This window comes from Actinoplanes sp. NPDC048796, assembly GCF_040650035.1.
In the GTDB taxonomy this organism is placed as follows: Bacteria; Actinomycetota; Actinomycetes; order Mycobacteriales; family Micromonosporaceae; genus Actinoplanes.
In genome coordinates this window covers 593,434-614,777 of record NZ_JBEZGO010000004.1, presented here as the reverse complement: position 1 = coordinate 614,777, position 21,344 = coordinate 593,434, and the positions used below count along the sequence as shown (strand labels likewise).

General features: G+C 73.0%; 17 protein-coding genes. 11 read left to right on the top strand and 6 right to left on the bottom strand.

Going from position 1 to position 21,344, the window contains the following annotated elements; all coding sequences use genetic code 11:
• Positions 1–14 precede the first annotated feature (14 nt).
• The 5 genes from AB0C26_RS21495 (at position 15) to AB0C26_RS21475 (ending at position 5,446) form a co-directional block, all read left to right on the top strand.
• Entirely contained in the window at positions 15–2,084 is a 2,070-nt protein-coding gene (locus tag AB0C26_RS21495; RefSeq protein WP_360249914.1) for a VWA domain-containing protein, read from the top strand.
• A 229-nt stretch (positions 2,085–2,313) separates the two neighbouring features.
• Entirely contained in the window at positions 2,314–2,904 is a 591-nt protein-coding gene (gene cobO / locus AB0C26_RS21490) for a cob(I)yrinic acid a,c-diamide adenosyltransferase (protein WP_360249911.1), read from the top strand.
• The gene (locus AB0C26_RS21485) at positions 2,898–4,250 is read left to right on the top strand and encodes a cobyrinate a,c-diamide synthase (protein WP_360249908.1); all 1,353 of its coding nucleotides are present in this window, start codon (positions 2,898–2,900) and stop codon (positions 4,248–4,250) included. The genes cobO and AB0C26_RS21485 overlap by 7 nt, the downstream gene beginning before the upstream one ends.
• A 1-nt stretch (position 4,251) precedes the next feature.
• Positions 4,252–4,638, top strand: a complete 387-nt coding sequence (locus AB0C26_RS21480) for a cobalamin biosynthesis protein (protein WP_360249905.1) — start codon at positions 4,252–4,254, stop codon at positions 4,636–4,638.
• Positions 4,639–4,792: 154 nt separating this feature from the next.
• Positions 4,793–5,446 (top strand): hypothetical protein, encoded by a 654-nt coding sequence (locus tag AB0C26_RS21475; protein ID WP_360249902.1) that lies wholly within the window; start codon positions 4,793–4,795, stop codon positions 5,444–5,446.
• Between the two features lie 19 nt (positions 5,447–5,465).
• Here AB0C26_RS21475 and AB0C26_RS21470 read toward each other — a convergent pair whose 3' ends face one another.
• The gene (locus AB0C26_RS21470) at positions 5,466–6,326 is read right to left on the bottom strand and encodes a PhzF family phenazine biosynthesis protein (protein ID WP_360249899.1); all 861 of its coding nucleotides are present in this window, start codon (positions 6,324–6,326) and stop codon (positions 5,466–5,468) included.
• A 205-nt stretch (positions 6,327–6,531) separates the two neighbouring features.
• On the opposite strand from AB0C26_RS21470, the gene AB0C26_RS21465 reads away from it, so the two are divergent.
• The 3 genes from AB0C26_RS21465 to AB0C26_RS21455 are packed head-to-tail and all read left to right on the top strand — an operon-like array spanning position 6,532 to position 8,997.
• A complete protein-coding gene (locus tag AB0C26_RS21465; protein ID WP_360249896.1) occupies positions 6,532–7,353 on the top strand; it encodes an alpha/beta hydrolase fold domain-containing protein in 822 nt (273 codons plus the stop codon).
• On the top strand, positions 7,326–8,276 hold the full coding sequence (locus tag AB0C26_RS21460; protein WP_360249893.1) for a sigma-70 family RNA polymerase sigma factor: 951 nt from the start codon (positions 7,326–7,328) through the stop codon (positions 8,274–8,276). Before AB0C26_RS21465 ends, AB0C26_RS21460 begins: the two co-directional genes overlap by 28 nt.
• Positions 8,206–8,997 (top strand): DUF72 domain-containing protein, encoded by a 792-nt coding sequence (locus tag AB0C26_RS21455; RefSeq protein WP_360249890.1) that lies wholly within the window; start codon positions 8,206–8,208, stop codon positions 8,995–8,997. The genes AB0C26_RS21460 and AB0C26_RS21455 overlap by 71 nt, the downstream gene beginning before the upstream one ends.
• Here the strand turns inward: AB0C26_RS21455 and ctaD are convergent.
• Positions 8,994–10,739 carry a cytochrome c oxidase subunit I gene (ctaD, locus tag AB0C26_RS21450; RefSeq protein WP_360249887.1) on the bottom strand — a complete coding sequence of 582 codons (1,746 nt, stop codon included), beginning with the start codon at positions 10,737–10,739 and terminating at the stop codon, positions 8,994–8,996. The genes AB0C26_RS21455 and ctaD overlap by 4 nt on opposite strands.
• An 82-nt stretch (positions 10,740–10,821) precedes the next feature.
• On the opposite strand from ctaD, the gene AB0C26_RS21445 reads away from it, so the two are divergent.
• Both AB0C26_RS21445 and AB0C26_RS21440 read left to right on the top strand, forming a co-directional pair.
• Positions 10,822–11,073: a DUF3040 domain-containing protein gene (locus AB0C26_RS21445; protein ID WP_360249884.1), complete on the top strand. Its 252-nt coding sequence runs from the start codon at positions 10,822–10,824 to the stop codon at positions 11,071–11,073.
• Between the two features lie 229 nt (positions 11,074–11,302).
• Positions 11,303–11,773: a GNAT family N-acetyltransferase gene (locus AB0C26_RS21440; RefSeq protein WP_360249881.1), complete on the top strand. Its 471-nt coding sequence runs from the start codon at positions 11,303–11,305 to the stop codon at positions 11,771–11,773.
• A 206-nt stretch (positions 11,774–11,979) separates the two neighbouring features.
• Here the strand turns inward: AB0C26_RS21440 and AB0C26_RS21435 are convergent, their stop codons facing one another.
• Together AB0C26_RS21435 and AB0C26_RS21430 are read right to left on the bottom strand one after the other, a co-directional pair.
• Positions 11,980–13,242, bottom strand: a complete 1,263-nt coding sequence (locus AB0C26_RS21435) for an FAD-dependent oxidoreductase (protein ID WP_360249878.1) — start codon at positions 13,240–13,242, stop codon at positions 11,980–11,982.
• Complete coding sequence (locus AB0C26_RS21430; RefSeq protein WP_179855722.1) at positions 13,239–13,697, bottom strand: Lrp/AsnC family transcriptional regulator; 459 nt, start codon at positions 13,695–13,697, stop codon at positions 13,239–13,241. The genes AB0C26_RS21435 and AB0C26_RS21430 overlap by 4 nt, the downstream gene beginning before the upstream one ends.
• Positions 13,698–13,854: 157 nt before the next feature.
• On the opposite strand from AB0C26_RS21430, the gene AB0C26_RS21425 reads away from it, so the two are divergent.
• Positions 13,855–15,033: a saccharopine dehydrogenase C-terminal domain-containing protein gene (locus AB0C26_RS21425; protein ID WP_360249870.1), complete on the top strand. Its 1,179-nt coding sequence runs from the start codon at positions 13,855–13,857 to the stop codon at positions 15,031–15,033.
• A gap of 102 nt (positions 15,034–15,135) precedes the next feature.
• On the opposite strand, the gene AB0C26_RS21420 is transcribed toward AB0C26_RS21425, so the two are convergent.
• On the bottom strand, positions 15,136–18,555 hold the full coding sequence (locus AB0C26_RS21420; protein WP_360249867.1) for a LuxR family transcriptional regulator: 3,420 nt from the start codon (positions 18,553–18,555) through the stop codon (positions 15,136–15,138).
• The gene (locus tag AB0C26_RS21415) at positions 18,552–21,251 is read right to left on the bottom strand and encodes a LuxR family transcriptional regulator (RefSeq protein ID WP_360250024.1); all 2,700 of its coding nucleotides are present in this window, start codon (positions 21,249–21,251) and stop codon (positions 18,552–18,554) included. Before AB0C26_RS21415 ends, AB0C26_RS21420 begins: the two co-directional genes overlap by 4 nt.
• Positions 21,252–21,344: the final 93 nt, after the last annotated feature.

Sequence of the window (21,344 nt, the reverse complement as noted above, 5' to 3'; positions counted from 1 at the left end):
CTCATCGTGCGGGCGTGGACACCCGCACAGAAGGGATCCGCGTGACGCCGTACCCGTTCTCGGCCGTTGTCGGCCTGGCCGACCTGCGCCTGGCCCTGCTGCTCACCGCCGTTTCCCCCGCCGTCGGCGGGGTGCTGGTCCGGGGAGAGAAGGGCACCGCCAAGAGCACGATCGTGCGGGCCCTGGCCGCCCTGCTGCCGGACGTCGCCGTCGTGCGCGGCTGCCGGTTCGCCTGCGACCCGGCGGCGCCCGACCCCGCATGCCCCGACGGGCCGCACGCGCCGGACAGCCCCCACTTCCGCCGGCCGGCGACGCTGGTCGAACTGCCGGTCGGAGCCACCGAAGACCGCGTCGTGGGCACGCTCGACATTCAGCGCGCGCTCGCCGACGGGGTCAAGGCGTACGAGCCCGGGCTGCTCGCCGCGGCGCATCGCGGGGTCCTCTACGTCGACGAGGTCAACCTGCTTCCCGACCACCTGGTCGACCTGCTGCTCGACGCGGCGGCGATGGGCCGGGCCCACGTCGAGCGCGACGGGGTCTCGGTCAAGCACGCGGCCCGGTTCCTGCTGGTCGGCACCATGAACCCGGAGGAGGGCGAGCCTCGCCCGCAGCTGGTCGACCGGTTCGGCCTGGTGGTGACGGTGGCGGCGCCCCGCGACGCCACCGACCGGGCCGAGGTGGTGCGGCGGCGCCTGGCCTACGAGGCCGGCCCCGACGCGTTCGCGGCCCGCTTCGCCGGCGACGAGCGGGAGCTGGCGGCCCGGATCGCGGCCGCCCGCGAACGGCTGCCCCGGGTGGCACTGCCCGACCACGAGCTCGACCGGATCGCCCGGGTCTGCCTGGCCTACGGCGTCGACGGGATGCGCGCCGACATCGTGGTGGCCCGCTGCGCGGTCGCCCTGGCCGCCTGGCACGGCCGCGACGTGGTCACCGCCGACGACGTCCGGGACGCGGCCCGGCTCGCCCTGCCGCACCGCCGCCGGCGCGACCCGCTCGACCCGCCGGGGACCGACGAGGAGAAGCTCGACGAGGCCCTGGCCGAAGCCGACGCCCAGCAGCAGGAGGCCGAGCGCGAGGCTCCACCGCGGCCCGGCGGCGCCACGGACACCGGCTCCGGTGACGACACGGACCCCGAGGACGACCCGCCTTCACCGGGCGGCGGGCCCGGCGGCGGAGGCCCCGGTCCCGACGACCGTGGCCCGGCGCCCCGGCCGAACGGCGGCGGCGACAGCCCGGCCGATCACGGCCCCGGCCAGGAACAGGCTTCGAAGCCGCCGGCCGGCGGCCAGGAACAGCCCTCCCCGGCGGCGGCCGCGCCCGCCGGCGCCGCCTACCGCCCCCGGAACCTGAGCATCGCCCGGCGCGGCGTCGGCGGCCACGCCGGAAAGCGCTCCCCGGCCTACGCCCGGCGCGGGCGGGTGGTCGGCTCGCGGGTGCCTCAGGGCAAGCTCGCCGGCGCTCCCCACCTGCCCGCCACGCTGCGCGCGGCCCTCCACCGGCGCGGCCGGGACGCGCGGACCGGCAGTGTGGTTCATCCCCGGGATCTGCGCGAGGCGGTACACGTCGGGCGGGAAGCCAACCTTGTGCTCTTCGTGGTGGACGCCTCCGGGTCGATGGCGGCCCGCAAGCGCATGACGATTGTCAAGACTGCTGTGCTCTCGCTGCTGCGGGACGCCTACCAGCGGCGGGACCGGATCGGGATGATCACGTTCCGGGGGCACGAGGCCGAGCGGGTGCTGCCGCCCACGTCCAGCCACGAGGTCGGCGTCATGCGGCTGGCCAGTCTGCGGACCGGGGGACGTACGCCGCTGGCCGCCGGGCTGCGTTCCGCCGCGGCCACCATCGCCACCGAGCGCCGCCGCGATCCGCGCCGGCGGCCGCTGCTGATCGTCGTCACCGACGGGCGCGCCACCAGCGGGCCCGACCCGGTCACGGTCGCGCCCGCGCTGGCCGGCGTGTCCACGGTGGTCGTCGACTGCGAGACCGGGCCGATCCGGCTCAACCTGGCCGGGCGGCTGGCCACGGCGCTCGGCGCCGACCTCATGCCGTTGGAGGCGCTGGAGATGAGGGGCGCGGCAGCTTGACCTTGCCGGCCGCGACCGGGTGGTGGACAGCTGTCGAGACGCCGGGCGGTTCCGGTCACGCCGAGCGTGCCCGCGCCGCCGACGGCCGTGCCGGAGGAAGCCGCCGGCAGCCGGAAGGTGCGCGGGCCGGGAGAGCGGACGGCCCGCCTGGCGTGCGGGTCGTGCGGGAGGGTTGCGGGCGTGGCCCGGTCGGTGCCAGTGACGCGTACGGGAAAGGAAGTGGGGTCTGATGCCGCAAGGGAAAGTGGCCAGCGTGCCCGATGACGGGCTGACGACGCGGCAGCGGCGGCGGCAGGCTGTGCTCGCTGTGCACACGGGGCACGGCAAAGGCAAGTCGACGGCGGCGTTCGGGATGGCGCTTCGGGCCTGGAGTGCCGGGTGGCCCGTGGGGGTGTTCCAGTTCGTCAAGTCGGAGAAGTGGCGGGTCGGTGAGGAATCCGCGCTCAAGGCGCTCGGCGCCACCGGCGGGGCGCCCGTGACCTGGCACAAGATGGGTGAAGGGTGGTCGTGGATCCAGCGGGCCGGATCCGAGCGCGACCACGCGGCCGAGGGGTGGGCGCAGATCAAACGGGACCTGGCGGCGGAGACGCACAAGTTCTATGTGCTCGACGAGTTCACGTACCCGCTGAAGTGGGGTTGGGTCGACGTGGACGACGTCGTGGCGACCCTGAACGAGCGGCCCGGCACCCAGCACGTGGTGATCACCGGGCGGGACGCGCCGCAGGCGCTGCTGGACGCGGCCGACCTGGTCACCGAGATGACGAAGGTCAAGCATCCGATGGACGCGGGCCGCAAAGGACAGCAGGGCATCGAATGGTGAGCATTCCCCGCGTCGTCATCGGCGCGCCGGCCTCGGGACACGGCAAGACCACTGTGGCGACCGGGCTGCTGGCGGCGTTCGCGCGGCGCGGTGTGCCGGTGGCGCCGTTCAAGGTCGGGCCCGACTACATCGACCCCGGTTATCACGCGCTGGCCGCCGGCCGGCCGGGACGCAACCTCGACCCGGTGCTGGTGGGGGAGGACCTGATCGGGCCGCTGTTCGCGCACGGCAGCCAGGGCGCGTCGCTCGCGGTCGTCGAGGGCGTGATGGGCCTGTACGACGGGCGGACCGGTGCCGGCGAGACCGGCTCGACCGCCCAGGTGGCCCAGTTGCTCGAGGCGCCCGTGATCCTGGTCGTCGACGCGGCCGCCCAGGGCCGGTCGATCGCCGCGCTCGTGCACGGTTTCCGCAGCTTCGGCACCGTACGGCTGGCCGGGGTGATCCTCAACCGGGTCGGCTCCGACCGGCACGAGTCGATCCTGCGTGAGGCCTGCGAAGAGGTGGGCACGCCGGTGCTGGGCGCGCTGCGCCGGGCCGACGCGGTCGCCGCGCCGTCCCGCCACCTCGGCCTGGTGCCGGCGGCCGAGCGGCGGGCCGAGGCGCGGGCCTCGGTCGACGCGCTCGCCTCGCTGGTCGCCGCCTCGGTCGACCTGGACGAGGTGGCGGCGATCGCCGCCTCGGCGCCGCCGCTCGCGGTGCGGCCGTGGGATCCGGCGTCGGCTTCGCCCTCCGCCGGCCGTCCGGTGGTCGCGCTTGCGGGTGGTCCGGCATTCTCGTTCGCGTACGCCGAGACGGCCGAACTGCTGGCCGGGGCGGGCGCCGAGGTGGTGACGGTGGACCCCCTGCGGGACGAGAAGCTGCCGGCGGGCACGCGGGCGCTGGTCGTCGGGGGCGGCTTCCCCGAGGTGTACGCGGCGGAGCTGTCGGCCAACGAACCGCTGCGCGCCGAAGTGCGGGCCCTGGCCGACGGCGGCGGCTCGATCGTGGCCGAATGCGCGGGCCTGCTGTGGTTGTGCCGCAGCCTCGACGGCGCCGACATGTGCGGGGTGATCGACGCCGAGGCGGCCATGACGCCGTCGCTGACGTTGGGCTACCGCGACGCGGTGGCGCTGGCCGACAGCCCGCTCGCCCCGGCCGGGACCCGAGTCACCGGGCACGAGTTCCACCGTACGGCCGTGCACCCCCGCTCGGGTCTGCTGCTGTCCCCGGCCGGCGGCGCGGCCTGGCAGTGGCGCGGCGCCGACCCCGAGGGTTTCGCCACCCCGTCGGTGCACGCGTCCTACCTGCACCTGCACTGGGCGGGCCACCGCGGCATCGCCGAACGCCTCGTCGGCTCCCTCACCTAGCGTGCCGGGCGACCTGGTCCTCGGCCTCGGCGCCCGCCGCGGCGCCGGCCCGGCCGCCCTCCGCGCCGCCGTCGATGAGGTGCTGACGGCGGCCGGGCTCGCCGTCGCCGCCATCGGCACCCTGGCGACCGTGGACCGGCGGGCCGCTGACCCGGCAGTACGAGACCTGGCTTCCGCCCGCGGCTGGCGTCTGGCCGGGCTGCCAGCGGCCGAGTTGGCGCGCCGGCCCGTACCCCATCCGAGCTGGACCGTGGCATCGGCCGTGGGAACCCCGAGCGTCGCCGAGGCGGCGGCGCTGTGCGCCGCCGGCCCGGACAGCGTCCTGCTCGTGCCCAAGACGGTCGTCGCGTCGGTCACCGTCGCCATCGCCCGGCCGAGCGCGACGTAGCCAATAGCCCTCACGATGACGTCCGTTCAGGCCTGTCCGTTCGTGTCGGCGACCGGTCGGATCTGGTCCTGGGGTGCGCGACCGGTCGGATCTGGTTCGGATGAGGCGCCATGCGTGAGGGGGAGCGGGTGTAGTCGAGCTCTTCCTCGCGCAGATGTGTCCGTTCCTGCCGACGGTCATCGGGGTCGTGCTCTATCTGGCCGGAACCCGTCTCGTAGGCCCCACCCACCGGCGGGCGGTCGCGGTCTCGGCCGTCGTTCTCGGGGCGCTGCTTCGGCCTTTCGTACCGATGACCTACGCGACCGTGCAGCTTCTCCTGCTCGCGGTCGTCGTGTTGGCGGCCACGGCCTGCCGTCCCTTGTGGTTCGTCGCGGCGTTGATCGGCGCTGTTCTCGTCACGGTCGGCGCCGTGGCGCAGATGCGCGAGCTCCGGGAGGTAGCACAGAGCTACGCCTTGTACGGGCTTCCTCGCGAGATCGCCGTGCAGGTCGGCGGCGAGGTCACGATTTACTACCTCGTCGCGGTGGACGACCAGACCATCACGGCCATCACCGTGAATCCGGCCGCGGTCCGCGGCTTCCGGGCCGAGGGCACGTCCGTCCGGCTCGCCTGTCAGCACCACAGCCGAGGGGCATCGCGCAGCCTGATCAGCGTGGTCCTGCCCTATCGCGGTGGCACCGCCTGGTGCGGGGACCTCGCCGCCTGCCTGCGCGCGGAGCCGGCCCCGGCCGAGCGCGGCGGCAAGGCGGTGGTCGAACGGTGCCGGAAAGCCGCGACCGTGGCACCGTCGACCGCAGAGGATAGTTGACCGCCGCGGCAGGTGATCCTCAGGTCAGGCGCAGCTCGCCCTGAGCGACGATCAGGCCGGAGCCCGACAGCCGGACCCGGTCGCCGTCCACGTCGACCCGGATGCGGCTGGGCCGCCCCAGGTGGTGGCCCTGCTCGATGAAGACGGGCGACGCGTGCCCCGACCGCACGAGAGCGGCGGCGAGCGGACCCGCGGCCGTGCCCGTCGCCGGGTCTTCGGCTATGCCTACGGTGGGGTTGAAGAAGCGGGTGTACGCGGCGGCGTCGTCCCCCTCGGTGGTGTAGAGATAGCAGCCCTCGCCACCCGCCTCGGCCAGGATCGCGGCGAGGTCCCGGTCGTGCGCCACGGCCGCGTCGACAGCCTCCCGGGAGACGATCGGGACAAGCAGGTGCCCGACGCCCGTTGACACCACCTGCGCGGGGAAGACCTGCTCCTTGGCGAGGCCGAGTGCGCCGGCCAGCCGTGGGGTGTCGGTGAAATCCTTGCCGTACGAAGGGGAGCCCTGATCCATGACGATGCGATTGCGCCCAGCGGCCTCGCGAAGGATCTCCACGGCGAGCACCTCGCCGCCGATCCGCTGGCGCATCGTCACGGCCGGCTGGTCGCCGGTGAGCCCCTGGCCGGCCAGCCACAGCCACGCGCCGAGAGCGTTGTGCCCGGCGCCGTCGACCTCGGCCCCGGCCGGGGTGAACGAGCGCAGCCGCCAGTCGGCGCCGTCCTCGCCGGGCCGCAGCAGGAACGTCGTCTCGGACTGGTTGAATTCCCGGGCGATGGCCCGCATCTGTGGCACGGTGAGGTCGTCCGCGTCGGGAACCAGCGCCAGCGGGTTGCCGGTCAGCGGACGGTCCGCGAACACATCAACGAAGTAGAAGCGAATCATGGCCATCATTATCGACGTCTGCCCTCGAGCGGGGACGAATGCTTCGTGACGCCCAAGGCTGACGTCCGGTTGCGCCTGCGGCGCGCGGACGACGCGGCCGTCGCCACCATCCGCCGGGCACCGATCCGGCCCAGGTGAGCGTCCACTCCATATGCTCAGCTTCCACGACCGATTCCTTTGCGGCGGATCCGCGGTCGGTACTCACATGAATGCCATCAAGGACATGTACGCCCGCTGGGCCGCCGGGGACATGGGCGTGGACGACCAGTGGGGCGACGTGACGGCCGAGCCGCGCGGCCTCGACTACGCGGAGGTGTCGGCGGGCGGCGTACCGGCGATGTGGTTGAGCCCGCACGGCGCCGACCAGGACCGGGTGATCGTCGCCCTGCACGGGGGCGGGTTCGTGGGCGGGTCGCTCTACACGCACCGCAAGATGTACGGGCACCTGGCCAAGGCTGCCGGTGTGCGGGTGCTGCTCGCCACCTACCGGCTGGCCCCGGCGTACCGGTTTCCGGCCCAGGTCGAGGACGCGGTCACGGCCTACCGCTGGGCGGCGGGGCACGCGGACACGGTCGCGCTGGCCGGGGACTCCAGCGGCGGCGGCCTGGCGGTGCAGGTGGCCCGGCGCGAACCGGGTGTGGCCGCGCTTCTGCTGATGTCACCGTGGGTCGACATGGATCCGGCGCAGACCGCCACCTCGTACGACGGGAACTCCGATCCTTTCTTCACCCGCACGATGGTCCGGGGGCTCATCGCGCAGTATCTGCCGGCGGGGATGAGCGGCACGGCGCCCGAGGTCAACGCCTTCCACGCCGACCTGAGCAAGCTGCCGCCGGTCTACGTGCAGTGTGGCGGCGACGAGAGCGGGCGGGGTGACAGCGAGCGCCTGGCCCAGCAGACTGGCGCTCGGCTGGACGTCTTCGACGGGCAGCCGCACACGTTCCAGATGGCCGCCGGGCGCGCGCCGGTGGCCGACGAGGCGATCGGGAGGATGGCAGCATGGGTGCGCCCGCGACTGGGACTCTGACCGAGGCCTTCGAAGCCGAACGCCGGGGGTTGCTCGCTCACGCGTACCGGATGCTCGGTGGTTTCCACGACGCCGAGGACATGGTGCAGGAGACCTATGTACGGGCGTGGCGCGGCTGGGCGGCGTTCGAGGGGCGTTCGTCCGTACGGACGTGGCTGTACCGGATCGCCACCAACGTGTGCCTGACCGTGATCGAGGACCGGGCGCGGCGTCCGCCCGTACCGGAAATCGGGCCTTTCCTGACCGATCCGGCCGACCTGGTGACCTCGCGCGAGAGCGTGCGGCTCGCTTTCGTGGCCGGGCTTCGGCACCTTCCGCCGCGGCAACGGGCCGTTCTGCTGCTGCGGGAAGTGCTGGCCTTCTCGGCGGCCGAGACCGGCGAGGCGCTGGGGATGACGGTGCCGGCCGTGAAGAGCGCCCTGCAGCGGGCCCGGGCCCGGCTGGCCGAGGTGGCGCCGGGCCGCGATGACCTGCTGGACGCGTCCTCGCCGCGCGCCCGGGATCTGCTCGCCGCCTACATGGCCGCCTGGGAGGCGTCCGACGCCGACGCTTTCCGAAAGGTGCTGCGGGCGGACGCGGCCATCGATCCGGTGGGCTCGCCGGGCTCGTACGCGGCCGGGCGGGAGGCGTGCCTGGCCTTCGCTGCGCCGGCGATGGGAGCGCCGGGGGAGTGGCGGATGGCGGCGACCGAGGCGAACGGCCAGCCGGCCGTGCTCACGTGGTTCCGCGACGAGCCGTACGGCGTCGCGGTGTTGACCGTCGCCGAGGAGGGAATCGTGGTCGTCACGCTGTTCGCGATAGGTTTCTGCGGTGGATGGGAAGCAAGGTTCGCGGCTGCATGTCGGATGCGCCATGTGGACGCACAAGGCGTGGGAGTTCTCGGCGGGTCCGGAGCGGTTGAAGGCGTACGCCGAATGGTGTGACGCGGTGGAAGGCAACACGACCTTTTACGCGACGCCGAGCCGGGAGACCGTCGCCGGCTGGGCCGGGCAGACGCCGGCGGACTTCCGGTTCGTCCTCAAGCTGCCGAAACCGGTGACTCATGAGAACCGGCTGGCCGGGGGTGAACCCGAACTCCGGCGTTTCCTCCACGCGATCGAGCCGCTCGGGGAGCGGGTCCACGCGTTGTGGGTGCAGCTGCCGGGGTCGTTCGGGCCCGGCGACCTCGACGTGCTCGCGGCGTTTCTGCGGCGGCTGCCCCCGGCGTACGACTACGCGGTCGAAGTCAGGCACCGGGGGTTCTTCGATGACCCGCGGGGGCTCGAGAGCGTCCTGGAGCGGGCGGGCGCCGAGTGGGTGCCGTTCGACACGACGGTGATGTTCGCCAGCCCGCCCACCAGTGACATGGAGCGGGACGCGTGGACGAAGAAGCCGCGGATGCCGCGCCGGACGCGGGCGCTGACCGCGCGGCCGATCGTGCGCTACCTGGGCCGCGACGACACCGCCCGTACGGTCGAGGGCTGGCAGCCGTGGGTGGAGGTCGTCTCGGGGTGGCTGAAGGAGGGCCGCTCGCCGACCTTCTTCATGCACACGCCCGACAACGTCGACGCGCCCGCGCTGGCCCGACGGTTCCACGACGAGGTGCGGCAGCGGACGCCCGGCCTTCAGGCGCTGCCCGAGCCCGTACCCACGACGCTTTTCTAAGCGTCGGGGTCCTCCTGGTAGCGGGCGCCGCCCGACGACTCCTCGGTCAGCGGGCGGGCGCCGCCCTCGGGCGGGCCGGCCACCGACTGGGCGCCCGCCGCGAGCTCGGGGAACTTGGCGTCGAAGGCCGGGCGCTCGGAGCGGATGCGCGGCATCTTGTCGAAGTTGCGCAGCGGCGGCGGGGACGAGGTGGCCCACTCGAGGCTGTTGCCGTGACCCCACGGGTCGTCGACGGTGACGAGCTGCCCCACCTTGTAGGACTTCCAGCAGTTGTAGATGAACGGCAGGGTGGCCAGGCCCAGCACGAACGACCCGATCGTGGAGAACGTGTTCAGGAACGTGAACCCGTCGCTCGGCAGGTAGTCGGCGTAGCGGCGGGGCATGCCCTCGGTGCCCAGCCAGTGCTGGACCAGGAACGTGCTGTGGAAGCCGATGAAGGTCAGCCAGAAGTGGACCTTGCCGAGGCGGTCGTCGAGCATCCGCCCGAACATCTTGGGGAACCAGAAGTAGATGCCGGCGAAGACGGCGAACACGATCGTGCCGAACAGGACGTAGTGGAAGTGCGCGATCACGAAGTACGAGTCGGAGACGTGGAAGTCGATCGGCGGTGACGCCAGCAGCACGCCGGACAGGCCACCGAACAGGAACGTGACCAGGAAGCCGAGGGCGAACATCATCGGCGTCTCGAAGCTGATCTGGCCCCGCCACATCGTGCCGATCCAGACGAAGAACTTCATTCCCGTGGGTACGGCGATGAGGAAGCTCAGCAGGCTGAAGAACGGCAGCAGGACCTGGCCGGTGACGAACATGTGGTGCGCCCACACCGACATCGACAGCGCGGCGATCAGCAGGGTGGCCGAGACCAGCCCCTTGTAGCCGAACACGGGCTTGCGGCTGAAGACCGGGATGACCTCGGTGATGATGCCGAAGAACGGCAGCGCCACGATGTACACCTCGGGGTGGCCGAAGAACCAGAACAGGTGCTGCCACAGCATCGGGCCGTTGGTCTCGATGTCGAAGACGTGGGCGCCGAGGACCCGGTCGGCCATGAGCGCGAACAGCGCGGCGGCCAGGAACGGGAAGACCATGATCACCAGCAGGCTGGTGACCAGGATGTTCCACGTCATGATCGGCATCCGGAACATGGTCATGCCGGGCGCGCGCAGGGTCAGGATCGTAGTGATCATGTTGACGCCGCCGAGGATGGTGCCCAGGCCGGAGAGCGCGAGCCCGACCGCCCACATGTTGCCGCCGATGCCGGGCGAGTGCAGTGAGTCGCTGAGCGGCGTGTAGGCGAACCAGCCGAAGTCGGCCGCGCCGCCCGGCAGGACGAAGCCCGAGATGGTCAGCGTGCCCCCGAACAGGAACAGCCAGTACGCGAAGGCGTTGAGCCGGGGGAACGCCACATCGGGGGCGCCGATCTGGATCGGCACCACGAAGTTGGCGAACGCGAACACGATCGGCGTCGCGAAGAACAGCAGCATGACGGTGCCGTGCATCGTGAACAGCTGGTTGTACTGCTCCGGGGAGAGCAACTGCATGCCCGGCCGGGCCAGCTCGGCCCGCATGATGAGCGCCATCAGGCCGCCCACCAGGAAGAACGCGAAGGCGGTGACCAGATACATGATCCCGATCTGTTTCGCGTCCGTCGTGCGCAGCGTGCGGGCCAGGGCCGAGCCCCGGAAGGTGCGCCGCACCGGGTAGGGCCGGGTGACGATCGGCTTCGGCACGACGGACGTCATGGGGAGTTCCCCCCTCGTGGGATCGATGCTTTGCTCAGAGTAGGACCGCTCACCCCCAGCGGTCCATCGGGATGGTGCATCGATGCTTGACGATCATGACCGTCGTGCCCTGGATGACATCGAACGACACTTGGCGAGCGAGGACCCCGCGCTGAGTGCCCACTTGGCCCCGCCGCGAACGCGGCGATTCCCCACCGTCTTCTTCCTCTGCGCGTGCCTCTACATCTGCGCGCCCATGTCCAAGTTCCTGTTCGGCTGGACCGGCCTCGAGGTCGTCGCCGCCACTTTCGCGATCGCCCTGGCCGCCGTGGCCGTCCACCGCCGACGCCACTGACAACGTCGCTGATCGCACGTTATCGTGCGTCTCATGACCTGCATCTGTCACTGCGCCGCAGCTGGGCGAACCCGCCGCTCCTGAGCGGCGGGCAACCTCCAGCCTTGCTCCGCCGCTTCCAGCGTCCCCGGCCCGTACGTGTCCCGCATGGGCCTTCGCCGTCATGGAACGGAGCACTCGCATGCCCGCACAGTCTCGCGCCACCGAGCCGTCGCCCCAGATTCGGCCGTTGACGCCGGTTGATCTGGAAGCTGTCGTCGAGCTGTCTCTCCTGGCCTGGGAGCCGGTCTTCGTCTCGTTCGAGAACGTTCTCGGATCCGCGATCTTCGGCCTCCTGTACCGTCCGGAGTGGCGGATGGCTCAAGCGGTCAGCGTCCGAAGGAACTGTCTCGCGGAAGACGCCGAATCGTTCGTCCGGGCCACGCCCGAGGGCGTTGTGGCCGGTTTCGTGGTTCTCCAGCAGGACAAGGAGCAGTCGCTGGGGGTGATCGAGATGATCGCGGTACACCCGGAGCACCAGCGTCGTGGTCATGGCCGAGCTCTGCTGGAGTTCGCCGTTCAGCGGCTCCGGGATCAAGGGCTCAAGCTCATCAACGTGGGAACGGGCGGCGATCCCGGCCACGCGCCCGCGCGAGCTCTCTATGAGGCAGTCGGGTTCACAGGACTCCCGCTGGTGAACTTTTACATGACAGCTGACTAGCGCAGTAGTACCAGCGACCGTCTCCGTTGCGGCCTGTGCGGAGCCGGGCGGTGATCTGATCGCCCGGCTCCGGGATCGTCGTGGTGATGTGTTTGTCCCGCAACGCCTTCCGGGTTGGACCGCGACGAACAGGGTGTCGGCGGCTTGCCCCGGCGTGATCCGGTCCATACCGGTCGGGCGGGTCCCGCCACGGCGATCCACAGAACCTAACGGGCCTTCTCCAGGGAGTCGCGCAGGTTGGTGGCTCGCAGGCCCGCGTTGATGCCGAGCCAGCGCAGGGGCTCGGGCTCCCAGCGGCGGGAGCGGTGGCCCACCCAGGGCAGCGTGGTCAGGTCGGTCTCCGCGCCGCGGATCAGGTCGGACAGGGTGCGGCCGGCCAGGTTGGCCGCGGCGACGCCGTCGCCGACGTAGCCGCCGGCCCAGGCGATGCCGTCGGCCAGGCCCACCGAGGGCATCCAGTCGCGGGGGATGCCGAGCGGGCCGCCCCAGCGGGCGGCGATGTCCGGGCGGACGCCGAACATCTGCTCGAGGGTGTCGCGCAGCGCGTCGAAGACGGCCGGGACCTGGTCGTAGCCGGGCTCGATCCGTGAGCCGAAGTGGTACGGGGCGCCGCGGCCGCCGAAGGCGAGGCGGTCGTCGGCCGTCCGCTGACCGTAGATGATCATGTGGCGTTCGTCGGTGAAGGTCTCGCGGCGGGCCAGGCCCACCCGGTCCCAGAACGACGACGGCAGCGGCTCGGTGGCGATCATCAGGCTGTATACGGGCGCCAGCGCGCGCCGGTAGCCGTCGAGCTGGGCCGTGTAGCCCTCCAGGGCCCGCACGACCGTCCCGGCGGTGACGACGCCGTGGTCGGTCACGACGCGGCCGCGGGCTATGCCCCGTACCCTCGTGCCTTCGAAGATCTTGACGCCGCGCCGCTCGACCGCCTCGGCCAGGCCACGCACCAGCCGGGCCGGGTGCAGGGCGGCGCAGTCGGGGCTGTAGACGCCGCCCAGCACGTCCGTGGCGCCGCAGATCGCGCGGGCCTCGGCGGCGCCCAGGAAGCCGGGGGCGTTGCGGGCGCGGCGGAACTGGGCGGGGGATCGTACGAGGGAAATGGTCCCGCCCTTGGCGAAGTGGCAGTCGATGCCCTCGGCTTCGGCGGCCCGGCCCACCTCGTCCACCGCCCCCGCCAATGCAGAATGCATCGCCGCCGCCTGAGCGGCCCCGTGCCGGCGGGCCAGCTTCGCCTCCGACACCGGGAACAGGCCGGACGCCCAGCCGCCGTTGCGCCCGGAGGCGCCGAAGCCGCAATAGCGCGACTCCAGCACCACGATGGACAGCTCCGGGGCGGCCTGGGACAGGTAGTAGGCCGTCCACAGGCCGGTGTAGCCGCCGCCCACGATCGCCACATCGGCCGACCGGTCGCCCGGCAAGGCGGGGCGCTCGGTGATCGGGCCGAGAGTGGACAACCAGAAGGACGGCGTCATCGAGTTCCCCAGGCGTAGGTCTGTTTGGCCAGTTTCAGGTACATGAACGTCTCGCAGACGGCGACGCCCTTGATCGTGCGGACCTTCTCGTTGAGCAGGTCGAGCAGGTGCTCGTCGTCGGTGCAGACCAGCTCGACCAGCAGGTCGAAGCCGCCCGCGCAGATCACCACGTAGTCGACCTCGGGGATGGCGGCGATCTCGTCGGCGATCGCGCGCAGATCGCCGTTGACCTTCAGCCCGACCATCGCCTGCCGGGCGAAGCCGAGCGTCAGCGGGTCGGTCACCGCCACGATCTGCATCAGGCCGCCGTCGAGCAGGCGCTGCACGCGCTGGCGTACGGCCGCCTCGGAAAGCCCGATGGTCTTGGCCAGCGTCGCGTACGACATCCGCCCGTCGCGCTGAAGGTGCTCGATGATCTGCTTGTTGATCTCGTCAAGTGCCACGTCCGCCGTCACGCCGCGATTCTTCCCGCCGCTGGCGGCCGGGGCAATCGCCCGGATGGGCTCGGCGTTCGGCATACCTGCGTTTATCGCAGAGTTGATCGCTCTTGACAAGCTTTTCCGGCGCGAAGAGGCTCTGTCGACACGGTTTCAGTGATCGGGAGGGTTCTTCATGCGCATCCTGACCATCGGCGCCGGGGGTGTCGGCGCGGCCGCCGCCCGCATCGCCGCCCGCCGCTCCTTCTACGACCTGTTCGTCGTCGCCGACTACTCCCTCGACCGCGCCGCCTCCGCCGCATCCGCCGATGACCGTTTCGTGGCCGAGCGGGTCGACGCCTCCGATCCCGCCGCGGTGGCCGCCCTGTGCCGCGCGCACGGCATCACCCACGTACTCAACGCTGTGGATCCGCGGTTCGTCATGCCGGTCTTCCGCGGCGCCCTCGAGGCCGGCGCCGACTACCTCGACATGGCGATGTCACTCAGCCACGCCGCCACCGGCGTCAAACTCGGCGACGAGCAGTTCGCCGAGGCCCCGCAGTGGGAGGAGGCCGGCCGGCTCGCTCTCGTCGGCATCGGCGTCGAGCCCGGTCTGTCGGACATCTTCGCCCGGTATGCCGCCGATCACCTGTTCTCCCGGATCGACGAGATCGGCGTCCGCGACGGCTCGAATCTGGTCGTCGACGGCTACGACTTCGCCCCTTCGTTCAGCATCTGGACCACCATCGAGGAGTGCCTGAACCCGCCCGTCGTCTACGAACGCGACCGCGGCTGGTACACCCTCGAGCCGTTCAGCGAACCCGAGGTCTTCGACTTCCCCGGCGGCATCGGCCCGGTCGAGTGCGTCCACGTCGAACACGAGGAAGTCCTGCTCATCCCCCGCTGGGTGCAGGCCGGCAAGGTCACCTTCAAGTACGGCCTGGGCCGCGAGTTCATCGACGTCCTCAAGACCCTCCACAAGCTCGGCCTGGACCGCACCACCCCGGTCCGCGTCGGCGGCGCCCCGGTCTCCCCGCGCGACGTCGTGGCGGCGGTCCTCCCCGACCCGGCCACCCTGGGCGACCGCATGACCGGCGTCACCTGCGCCGGCACGTGGGTCCGCGGCCTCGGCACCTCCGGCGAACCGCGCGAGGTCTACTTGCACCACCTGGTCGACAACGAGTGGTCCATGCGCGAATACGCCTCCCAGGCCGTCGTCTGGCAGACCGCCGTCAACCCCGTCATAGCCCTGGAACTCCTGGCCGCCGGCACGTGGGCGGGCAAGGGCGTCCTCGGCCCGGAGGCCTTCGACCCCGTCCCGTTCCTCGACAAACTCGTCGAATACGGCAGCCCTTGGGCAATTCGGGAGCAATAACTTCAGAAGTACGAATCCTCGAAGGGCACCCAGGAGCTCACGGCGATCGAAGCCTCTGGCCAGGGCCGTCAGGCCACTTTCGCGTGGGGCGCGGGGCCGCGGTCAGAGCTTCTCCGGCGGCTTGGCCTGGTCGAGGCGTTGCAGGGCCGCGGGTAGTTGGGCTCGGCTCTTCACACCCAGTTTGGGAAACGCCCGGTGCAGGTGCGTGCCGACCGTCCGGTGCGACAGGTGCAGGCGCTCGCCGATCTCACGGTTGGTCAGGCCCGTAGCGGCCAGCCGCACGATCTGCTCCTCGTGCGAGGTCAGGCCGGCGGCCGGCGCGCTCGCGGCACCGCCCGGCGAGACGGCCACACCGGCCGCCCGCAGCTCCAGCGCCGCCCGGTCGGCCAGCCGGGACGCCCCGGCGTCCCGGAAGGCCCCCAGCGCGGCGTTGAGGAAGTCCCGCGCCCGGACGATGCGGCGCCGCCGCCGAAGCCACTCCCCGTAGGCGAGTTCGGTCCGCGCCCGCTCCCAGACGTTGCCGGCCTCACGCGCGTACCGCAAGGATTGCTCGAAACTGCGCTCAGCCTCCGGCCCCGCGGTGATGATCGCGCGCGCCCGATGCACAAGCGCCCAGAGGTGAGCCGACCCAAAGGCGGCGGCCTGCTCCTCCGCGGCCGCCACCCGAGCCTCCACGTTCGCTTCGGCCATAGTGCCCGCTTGGGCCGTCGTACCCGCTTGGGCCGTCGTGCCCGCTTGGGTCGTCGTGCCCGCTTGGGTCGTCGTGCCCGCTTGGGTCGTCGTGCCCGCTTGGGCCGTCGTGCCCGCTTGGGCCGTCGTGCCCGCTTCCGGCCTCGACTCTGCTTCCAGCTCAGTCACTGCTTTCGGCCCGGTTACCGCTTTCGGCTCGGTCACTGCTTCCGGCTCGGTTACCGCTTTCGGTTCCGTCACCGCTTCCGCGCTTGCGACTGCCTTCGGCTTGGGCTGCGACTTGAGCTCGGGCGCGTTGTCGAGGTGCTGAGCGGCCTCGGCCAGATCCGCGATCGCCCACAGGCCGGTCGTGGGGTGGGCGCTCACTTCGGACAGTTCGCGCCAGGCGTCGGCATAGCGCCCTTCGGCCAGCGCCAGAATCCCGGCCGCCCAGCGAACCCGCGCGGTGATCACCGTGGGGTACCCGCCGGCGGTGACGTGACCGGTCGAGGTGGTGTTGGTGTGTACGGCGGCCGCGGTGGCGTGACCGGTCGAGGTGGTGTCGGTGTGTACGGCGGCCGCGGTGGCGAGATCTGTCGAGGCGGTGCTGATGTGGAGGGCGGCCGCGGTGGTGAAACCTGTGGCCGCGGTGAGGCGGGTGGCGGCTTTGGGGTGGTCGCCACGGTGGGTGTGGGCCAGGGCTGAGACGGCGGAGGCCAGGGCGGCCAGGGCGGGGAGGTGGTTTGCCTCGGCCAGGGCTGACGCTTGTTCGCTGTCGGCGGTGGCGGCGCGGAGGTCGCCGGTGAGGATGCGGGTCAGGGCGCGGCCGGTCAGAGCGGTTGCCTCGTCGGCGGTGGCGGCGGCGGCGTGATGGAGGGCGGACAGCTGCTGCCAGCAGCGGGCGGCCAGGTCGGGGTCGTGTTGGGCCTCGGCGGCGTACGCCAGGAGGAGCAGCCACTGGCCGCGGCCTGTCTCTTGTTCGCGGCCGGCGCCGTCGAACGCCCAGGCGAACGCCGTGTCGTGGCCGGCGCTCCGGCGGTGCCGGATATTTCGGGCATGTGCGGGAGGGTTGCCGAGGGCGTCGGCGATGTCGCGTTGCCAGGACACCGGGCCGGGGGCGGAGGGGCTCAAGGTCTGGCCGGTGGTCCAGGCGCGGAAGGCGGCGAGGGCCAGCAAGCGGAGTTCGCCGGCGGCGGTGAAGGCGGCGCTGGACGCACCGACGGAGGGCGCGGCGGTGGGCGCACCGACGGAGGGCGCGGCGGTGGGCGCACCGATGGAGGGCGCGGCTGCGGAGGGTGCGGTGGTGAAGGCGGCGCTGGGCGCACCGACGGAGGGTGCGGCGGTGGGGGAGGGCGCGGGGGGTGCGGCGGTGGGGGAGGCCGCGGGGGGTGCGGCGGTGGGGGAGGGTGCGGCGGTGGGAGGGGTCGCGGAGGGGGCCGCGGCGCGAGAGACGGCAGCGGGTGCGGCGCCGGAGGGCGAGGTGGAGGCGGCCGTTGGGGTGGCGCTGGAGGAGGGCGTGAGGGTGGGGAGGGGGTGGTATGGGGCGCCGGTCTGGAAGGACAGCAAGGTCTGGGTGGCGGCCTGGGCGACCGCGTCGTCGGGGGTGGACGGTAAGGAAGCGGCCTCGGTCAACAGGGACTGGGACTCCGTGGGGAGGGCTGAGCGGCGAGCCAGCTCCGCGGCGACCGCCAGGCGGTGGGCGCGGGCGGGCTCGGTGGGAGACAGGGCCGCGGCGCGGCGTAAGGCGGCCACCGCCTCGTGGGTGGCTCCACGGTGGGTGGCTATTGAGGCGGCGGCCTCCAATGTGGTGGCTACCGCCTCGTCGGGGGTGGTGGTTGCGGCGGCTCGGTGCCATGCCGCGCGGACCGGGTCGGTGGCTACCGCGGACAGGGTGCGGTGGGCGTCGGCGCGCTGGGTGGGGGTGGCGGCGCCGTAGGCCACCGACCGGATCAGTGGGTTGGTGAACGTCACGGCCTGGGGGGTCAGGGTGATGAGCCGGGCGTTCTCCAAGGGGGCGAGGTCCTGGGGGGTGGCGCCGGTTCGGGCGCCGGCGGCCAGGATCTCGGGGAGCGACGTGTTCTCGCCGGCCGCGGCGGCCAGCAGCAGGAGGGTGCGGCTCGGGGTGGGCAGGGCTTCGGGGAGGAAGGCCCGTTCCAGGCGGCGGCTCACCGGCAGGCGGGGTGGGGCCTCGGCTCCCGTGCGGTGCAGGGCGGCGGCGGTGGCCGCGTACTCGCGCAGGGCCAGCGGGTTTCCCCCGGCCTCGGCCAGGACCCGGCGGCGGAAGGGGGCGCTCAGCCGGGGTGCGATCAGGTCGGCTAGCTGTTCGCTGTCGGAGCGGGGTAGCGGGCCGAGGCTCAGGTGGACGGCGTCCTCGCCGGGGAACAGCGGGCCGGAGCGGACGGTGGCCAGGACGGCGACGGGGGTGCCGGGGAGGCGGCGTACGACGAAAGCGAGCGTGGCCCGGCTGAGGCGGTCCCAGGTGTGCGCGTCGTCGACGACCACCAGCGACGGGTGGTGGGCGAGCAGGCTCAGGGTGGCCAGGTGGACCAGGAGCGGCTCGGGTGGCGCGCCGGCGGACGGATCGAGGACGGCGCGGAGGGCGTCGCGTTGCGGGGTGGGCAGGGAGGCCGCGGCGGGGGCCAGAGGCAACAGCAGAGCGCGAAGCCCGGCGTACGGGTCGGGGGCGCCCCCGGTGCCGCGCAGGACACGGCCGGGTGCGGTACGGATGAAGGCCTCGGCCAGGGTGGTCTTGCCGATGCCGGCGGGGCCTTCGAGGACCACCGCGCGGCCGGGGGTGCCGAGGACGGCGATCAGGGTGTCGAGGTCGGCCCGGCGACCGATGAGAGGGCTCAAGACTGCTCGAGGGCGGAGCTCAGCTGGGAGCGGCGGGAGATGCCGAGCTTCAGGAAGGCTCGGCTCAGGTGGTCGGCGACCGTGCGGTGGGAGACGTAGACGCGGTCGGCGATCTCGCGGTTGGTCAGGCCCTGCGCGGCCAGCCGGGCCACCTGCAGCTCCTGCGAGGTGAGCAGCTGGCCGGCGTCGCGGCGGGCCTGGCGGCCGCCGGAGCCGCCGCCGGTGGCGCCCAGTTCGGCCTCGGCCCGGGTCGCCCAGGGGGTGGCGCCGGCGGCGCGGAGCAGGTCGACGGCCTCGGTGAGCTGGGTGCGGGCTTCGGCGATGAGGCGGTCGCGGCGCAGCCATTCGCCGTACGCGAGTCTGGTGCGGCCCAGATCGAGCGGGGAACCGGCCCGGGCGCCGTGCGCGAGCGCGGCCTCGAAGTGCGCGCGGGGCTCGGTGCCGAGCAGGGCCAGGGAACGGTCGCGGGCCTGGGCCAGGCGGTCGGGGAAGGGCGAGGCGGCGATGGCGGCCTCGGCCAGTTCGAGCCAATGGCCGGCGGCGCCGGGGCGCTGGGCGCGCACGGCCGCCTCCACCAGGTCGGGGCCGGCCCACAGTTCGACCGGCGGGTTCACGGTGGTGCCGGCCAGGGCGGTCAGCGCGTCCTGGGGGCGGCCCTCGTTGAGGGCGAGCAGGCCGGCGGCCCATGCCATCACCGCCTGGACGCGGGCGAACGGGGCCGAGCCGAGCAGTTGCCGGGCCTGCTCCAGGGCCGCCGCCGCCTCGCCGTCCTCGCCGCGGACGGCCCGGGCGACGGCCACGGCGGCGGCGGCGATGGCGCCGACGATCTGCAGGTCGAAGTCGAGGGACAGCCGCAGCGCCTGCTCGCTGTCGGCCAGGCCGTCGGCGATCCGGCCGGTGGCGACGCGCATCATCCCGCGCCCGCAGACGGTGACCGCCTCGTCGCTGATCCGGCCGGACGCGTGGTGGAAGTCGACGGCGGCCGTCCAGCAGCGCTCGGCCGTCTCGAAGTCTCCCAGGCCCTCGGCGGCGAAGGCGAGCACGTTGACGATCTCCGCCTGCTCCTCGAGGAGGCGGGGCAGGATCACGCCGAGGTCGGAGCGGAGCGCGTCCATGCCGTGGCGCGGGTCGAGCAGGACGAAACCGATCTCGCGCAGCGGCTCGTCGCGGGTCTCGGCCGGGGCCCGCTCCAGGGCGGCGCGGACCTCTTCCCGCACGTCCGGCGGCTCCTGCAGGATGAACGCCTTGGTGGCCGCCCACAGCAGCACCTCGACCGGGCGGTCGGAGCCGGGGCCGGCCAGCCGGACCAGGTCGCGGGCGCCGCGGCCGGGCAGGCTCGCGGTCATGCTGAGAAGCCATTCGGTACGGGCGAGGGCGCGCACGTCGGCCGGTGTCTCGGCCGCCGGCAGCGCCTCCTGCAGAACCTCGGCCGCCTCGGCGGTCAGGCCGGCCCGGCGGGCGGCCTCCGCGGCCTCGGCCAGGCGGTGCACGCGCCGGTCGGCCGCCGGTGACAGCTCGGCGGCCCGGCGGTAGGCGACCATCGCCTCGTGGTGGGCGCCGCGCCGCTGCGCGGCCAGCGCCACGGCGTCCAGGCCGGCCGCCACGTCCTCGTCCCAGCCGTAGGTGGCGGCGGACCGGTGCCAGGCCACCCGCACCGGGTCGGCCGACACCTCGGCCAGCGCCCGGTGGGCCTCGGCGCGGGCCACCGACGACGCCGCGCCCTGCACGGCCGAGGCCAGCAGCGGGTGGCGGAACACCAGGCGGCCGTTCACGATCCGCAGCAGGCCGGTGCGTTCCACCCGGTCGAGGTCGAGCCGGTCCAGGCCGAGCACACCCATCGCGGCCACCAGCTCGGCGGCCGTCGCGTCCTCGCCGGCCGCGGCCAGGCGCAGCACCCGCTGACCGGCCGGGGGCAGCTGGCCCACCTCGGACAGGAACGCCTGCTCCAGCCGCTCGGTCAGCGGCAGCCGGGACGAGCCGGGCAGGTCCCGGTCGCGCAGGGCCGCCGGCAGCTCCTGAAGGGCGAGCGGGTTGCCCGAGGACGCGCTGAGGATCCGCTCCCGCGACGGCGCGCCCAGGCCGGGAGCGACCCGGTCGAGCAGTTCGCCGGAGTACTCCTCGGAGAGCGCGTCCAGCGGCAGCACGTGCGGGAAGGAGCCGCTCCAGTCGGGGTAGGAGCCGTCGGTACGGGTCATCGCGAGCAGGGTGACCGGGACCGCCCCGAGCCGGCGGGCCAGGAAGGCGACCACCTCGGCGCTGGACCGGTCGAGCCAGTGCAGGTCCTCGACCAGGATCAGCAGGGGCCGGGTGGACGCGCTCTCCTCGAGCAGGCTCAGGGTGGCCAGGCTGATCAGCATCCGGTCGGCCGCCGGGCCCTCCTCCTGGCCGAAGGCGACCAGCAGGGCGGACCGCTGCCGCGGCGGCAGCAGGGCGACCCGGTCCAGGATGGGGTACAGCAGCTCGTGCAGGCCGCCGAAACCGGCGCCGGCGGTGCTCTGCACGCCGCGCGCGAGCAGCACCTGGAAGCCCCGCTCGCGGGCCCGGGCGGCGGTGTCGCGGGCCAGCGCGGTCTTGCCGATGCCGGCCACGCCCTCGATGAGCAGAGCGGTGCCGCCGGCCGGGGTCTCGAGGAGCAGCTTGCCCAGGCGGGCCCGCTCATCGGTGCGGTCCACCAGGTCGTCCGGCGGCAGCGGCATGATCACTTGTTCACGTTAGCGGGTGGGTCCTCTTTCAGCGCGGCCCCGCGCCCCACGCGAAAGGGGCGCAACGGCCGTGACCGGACGCTCAGG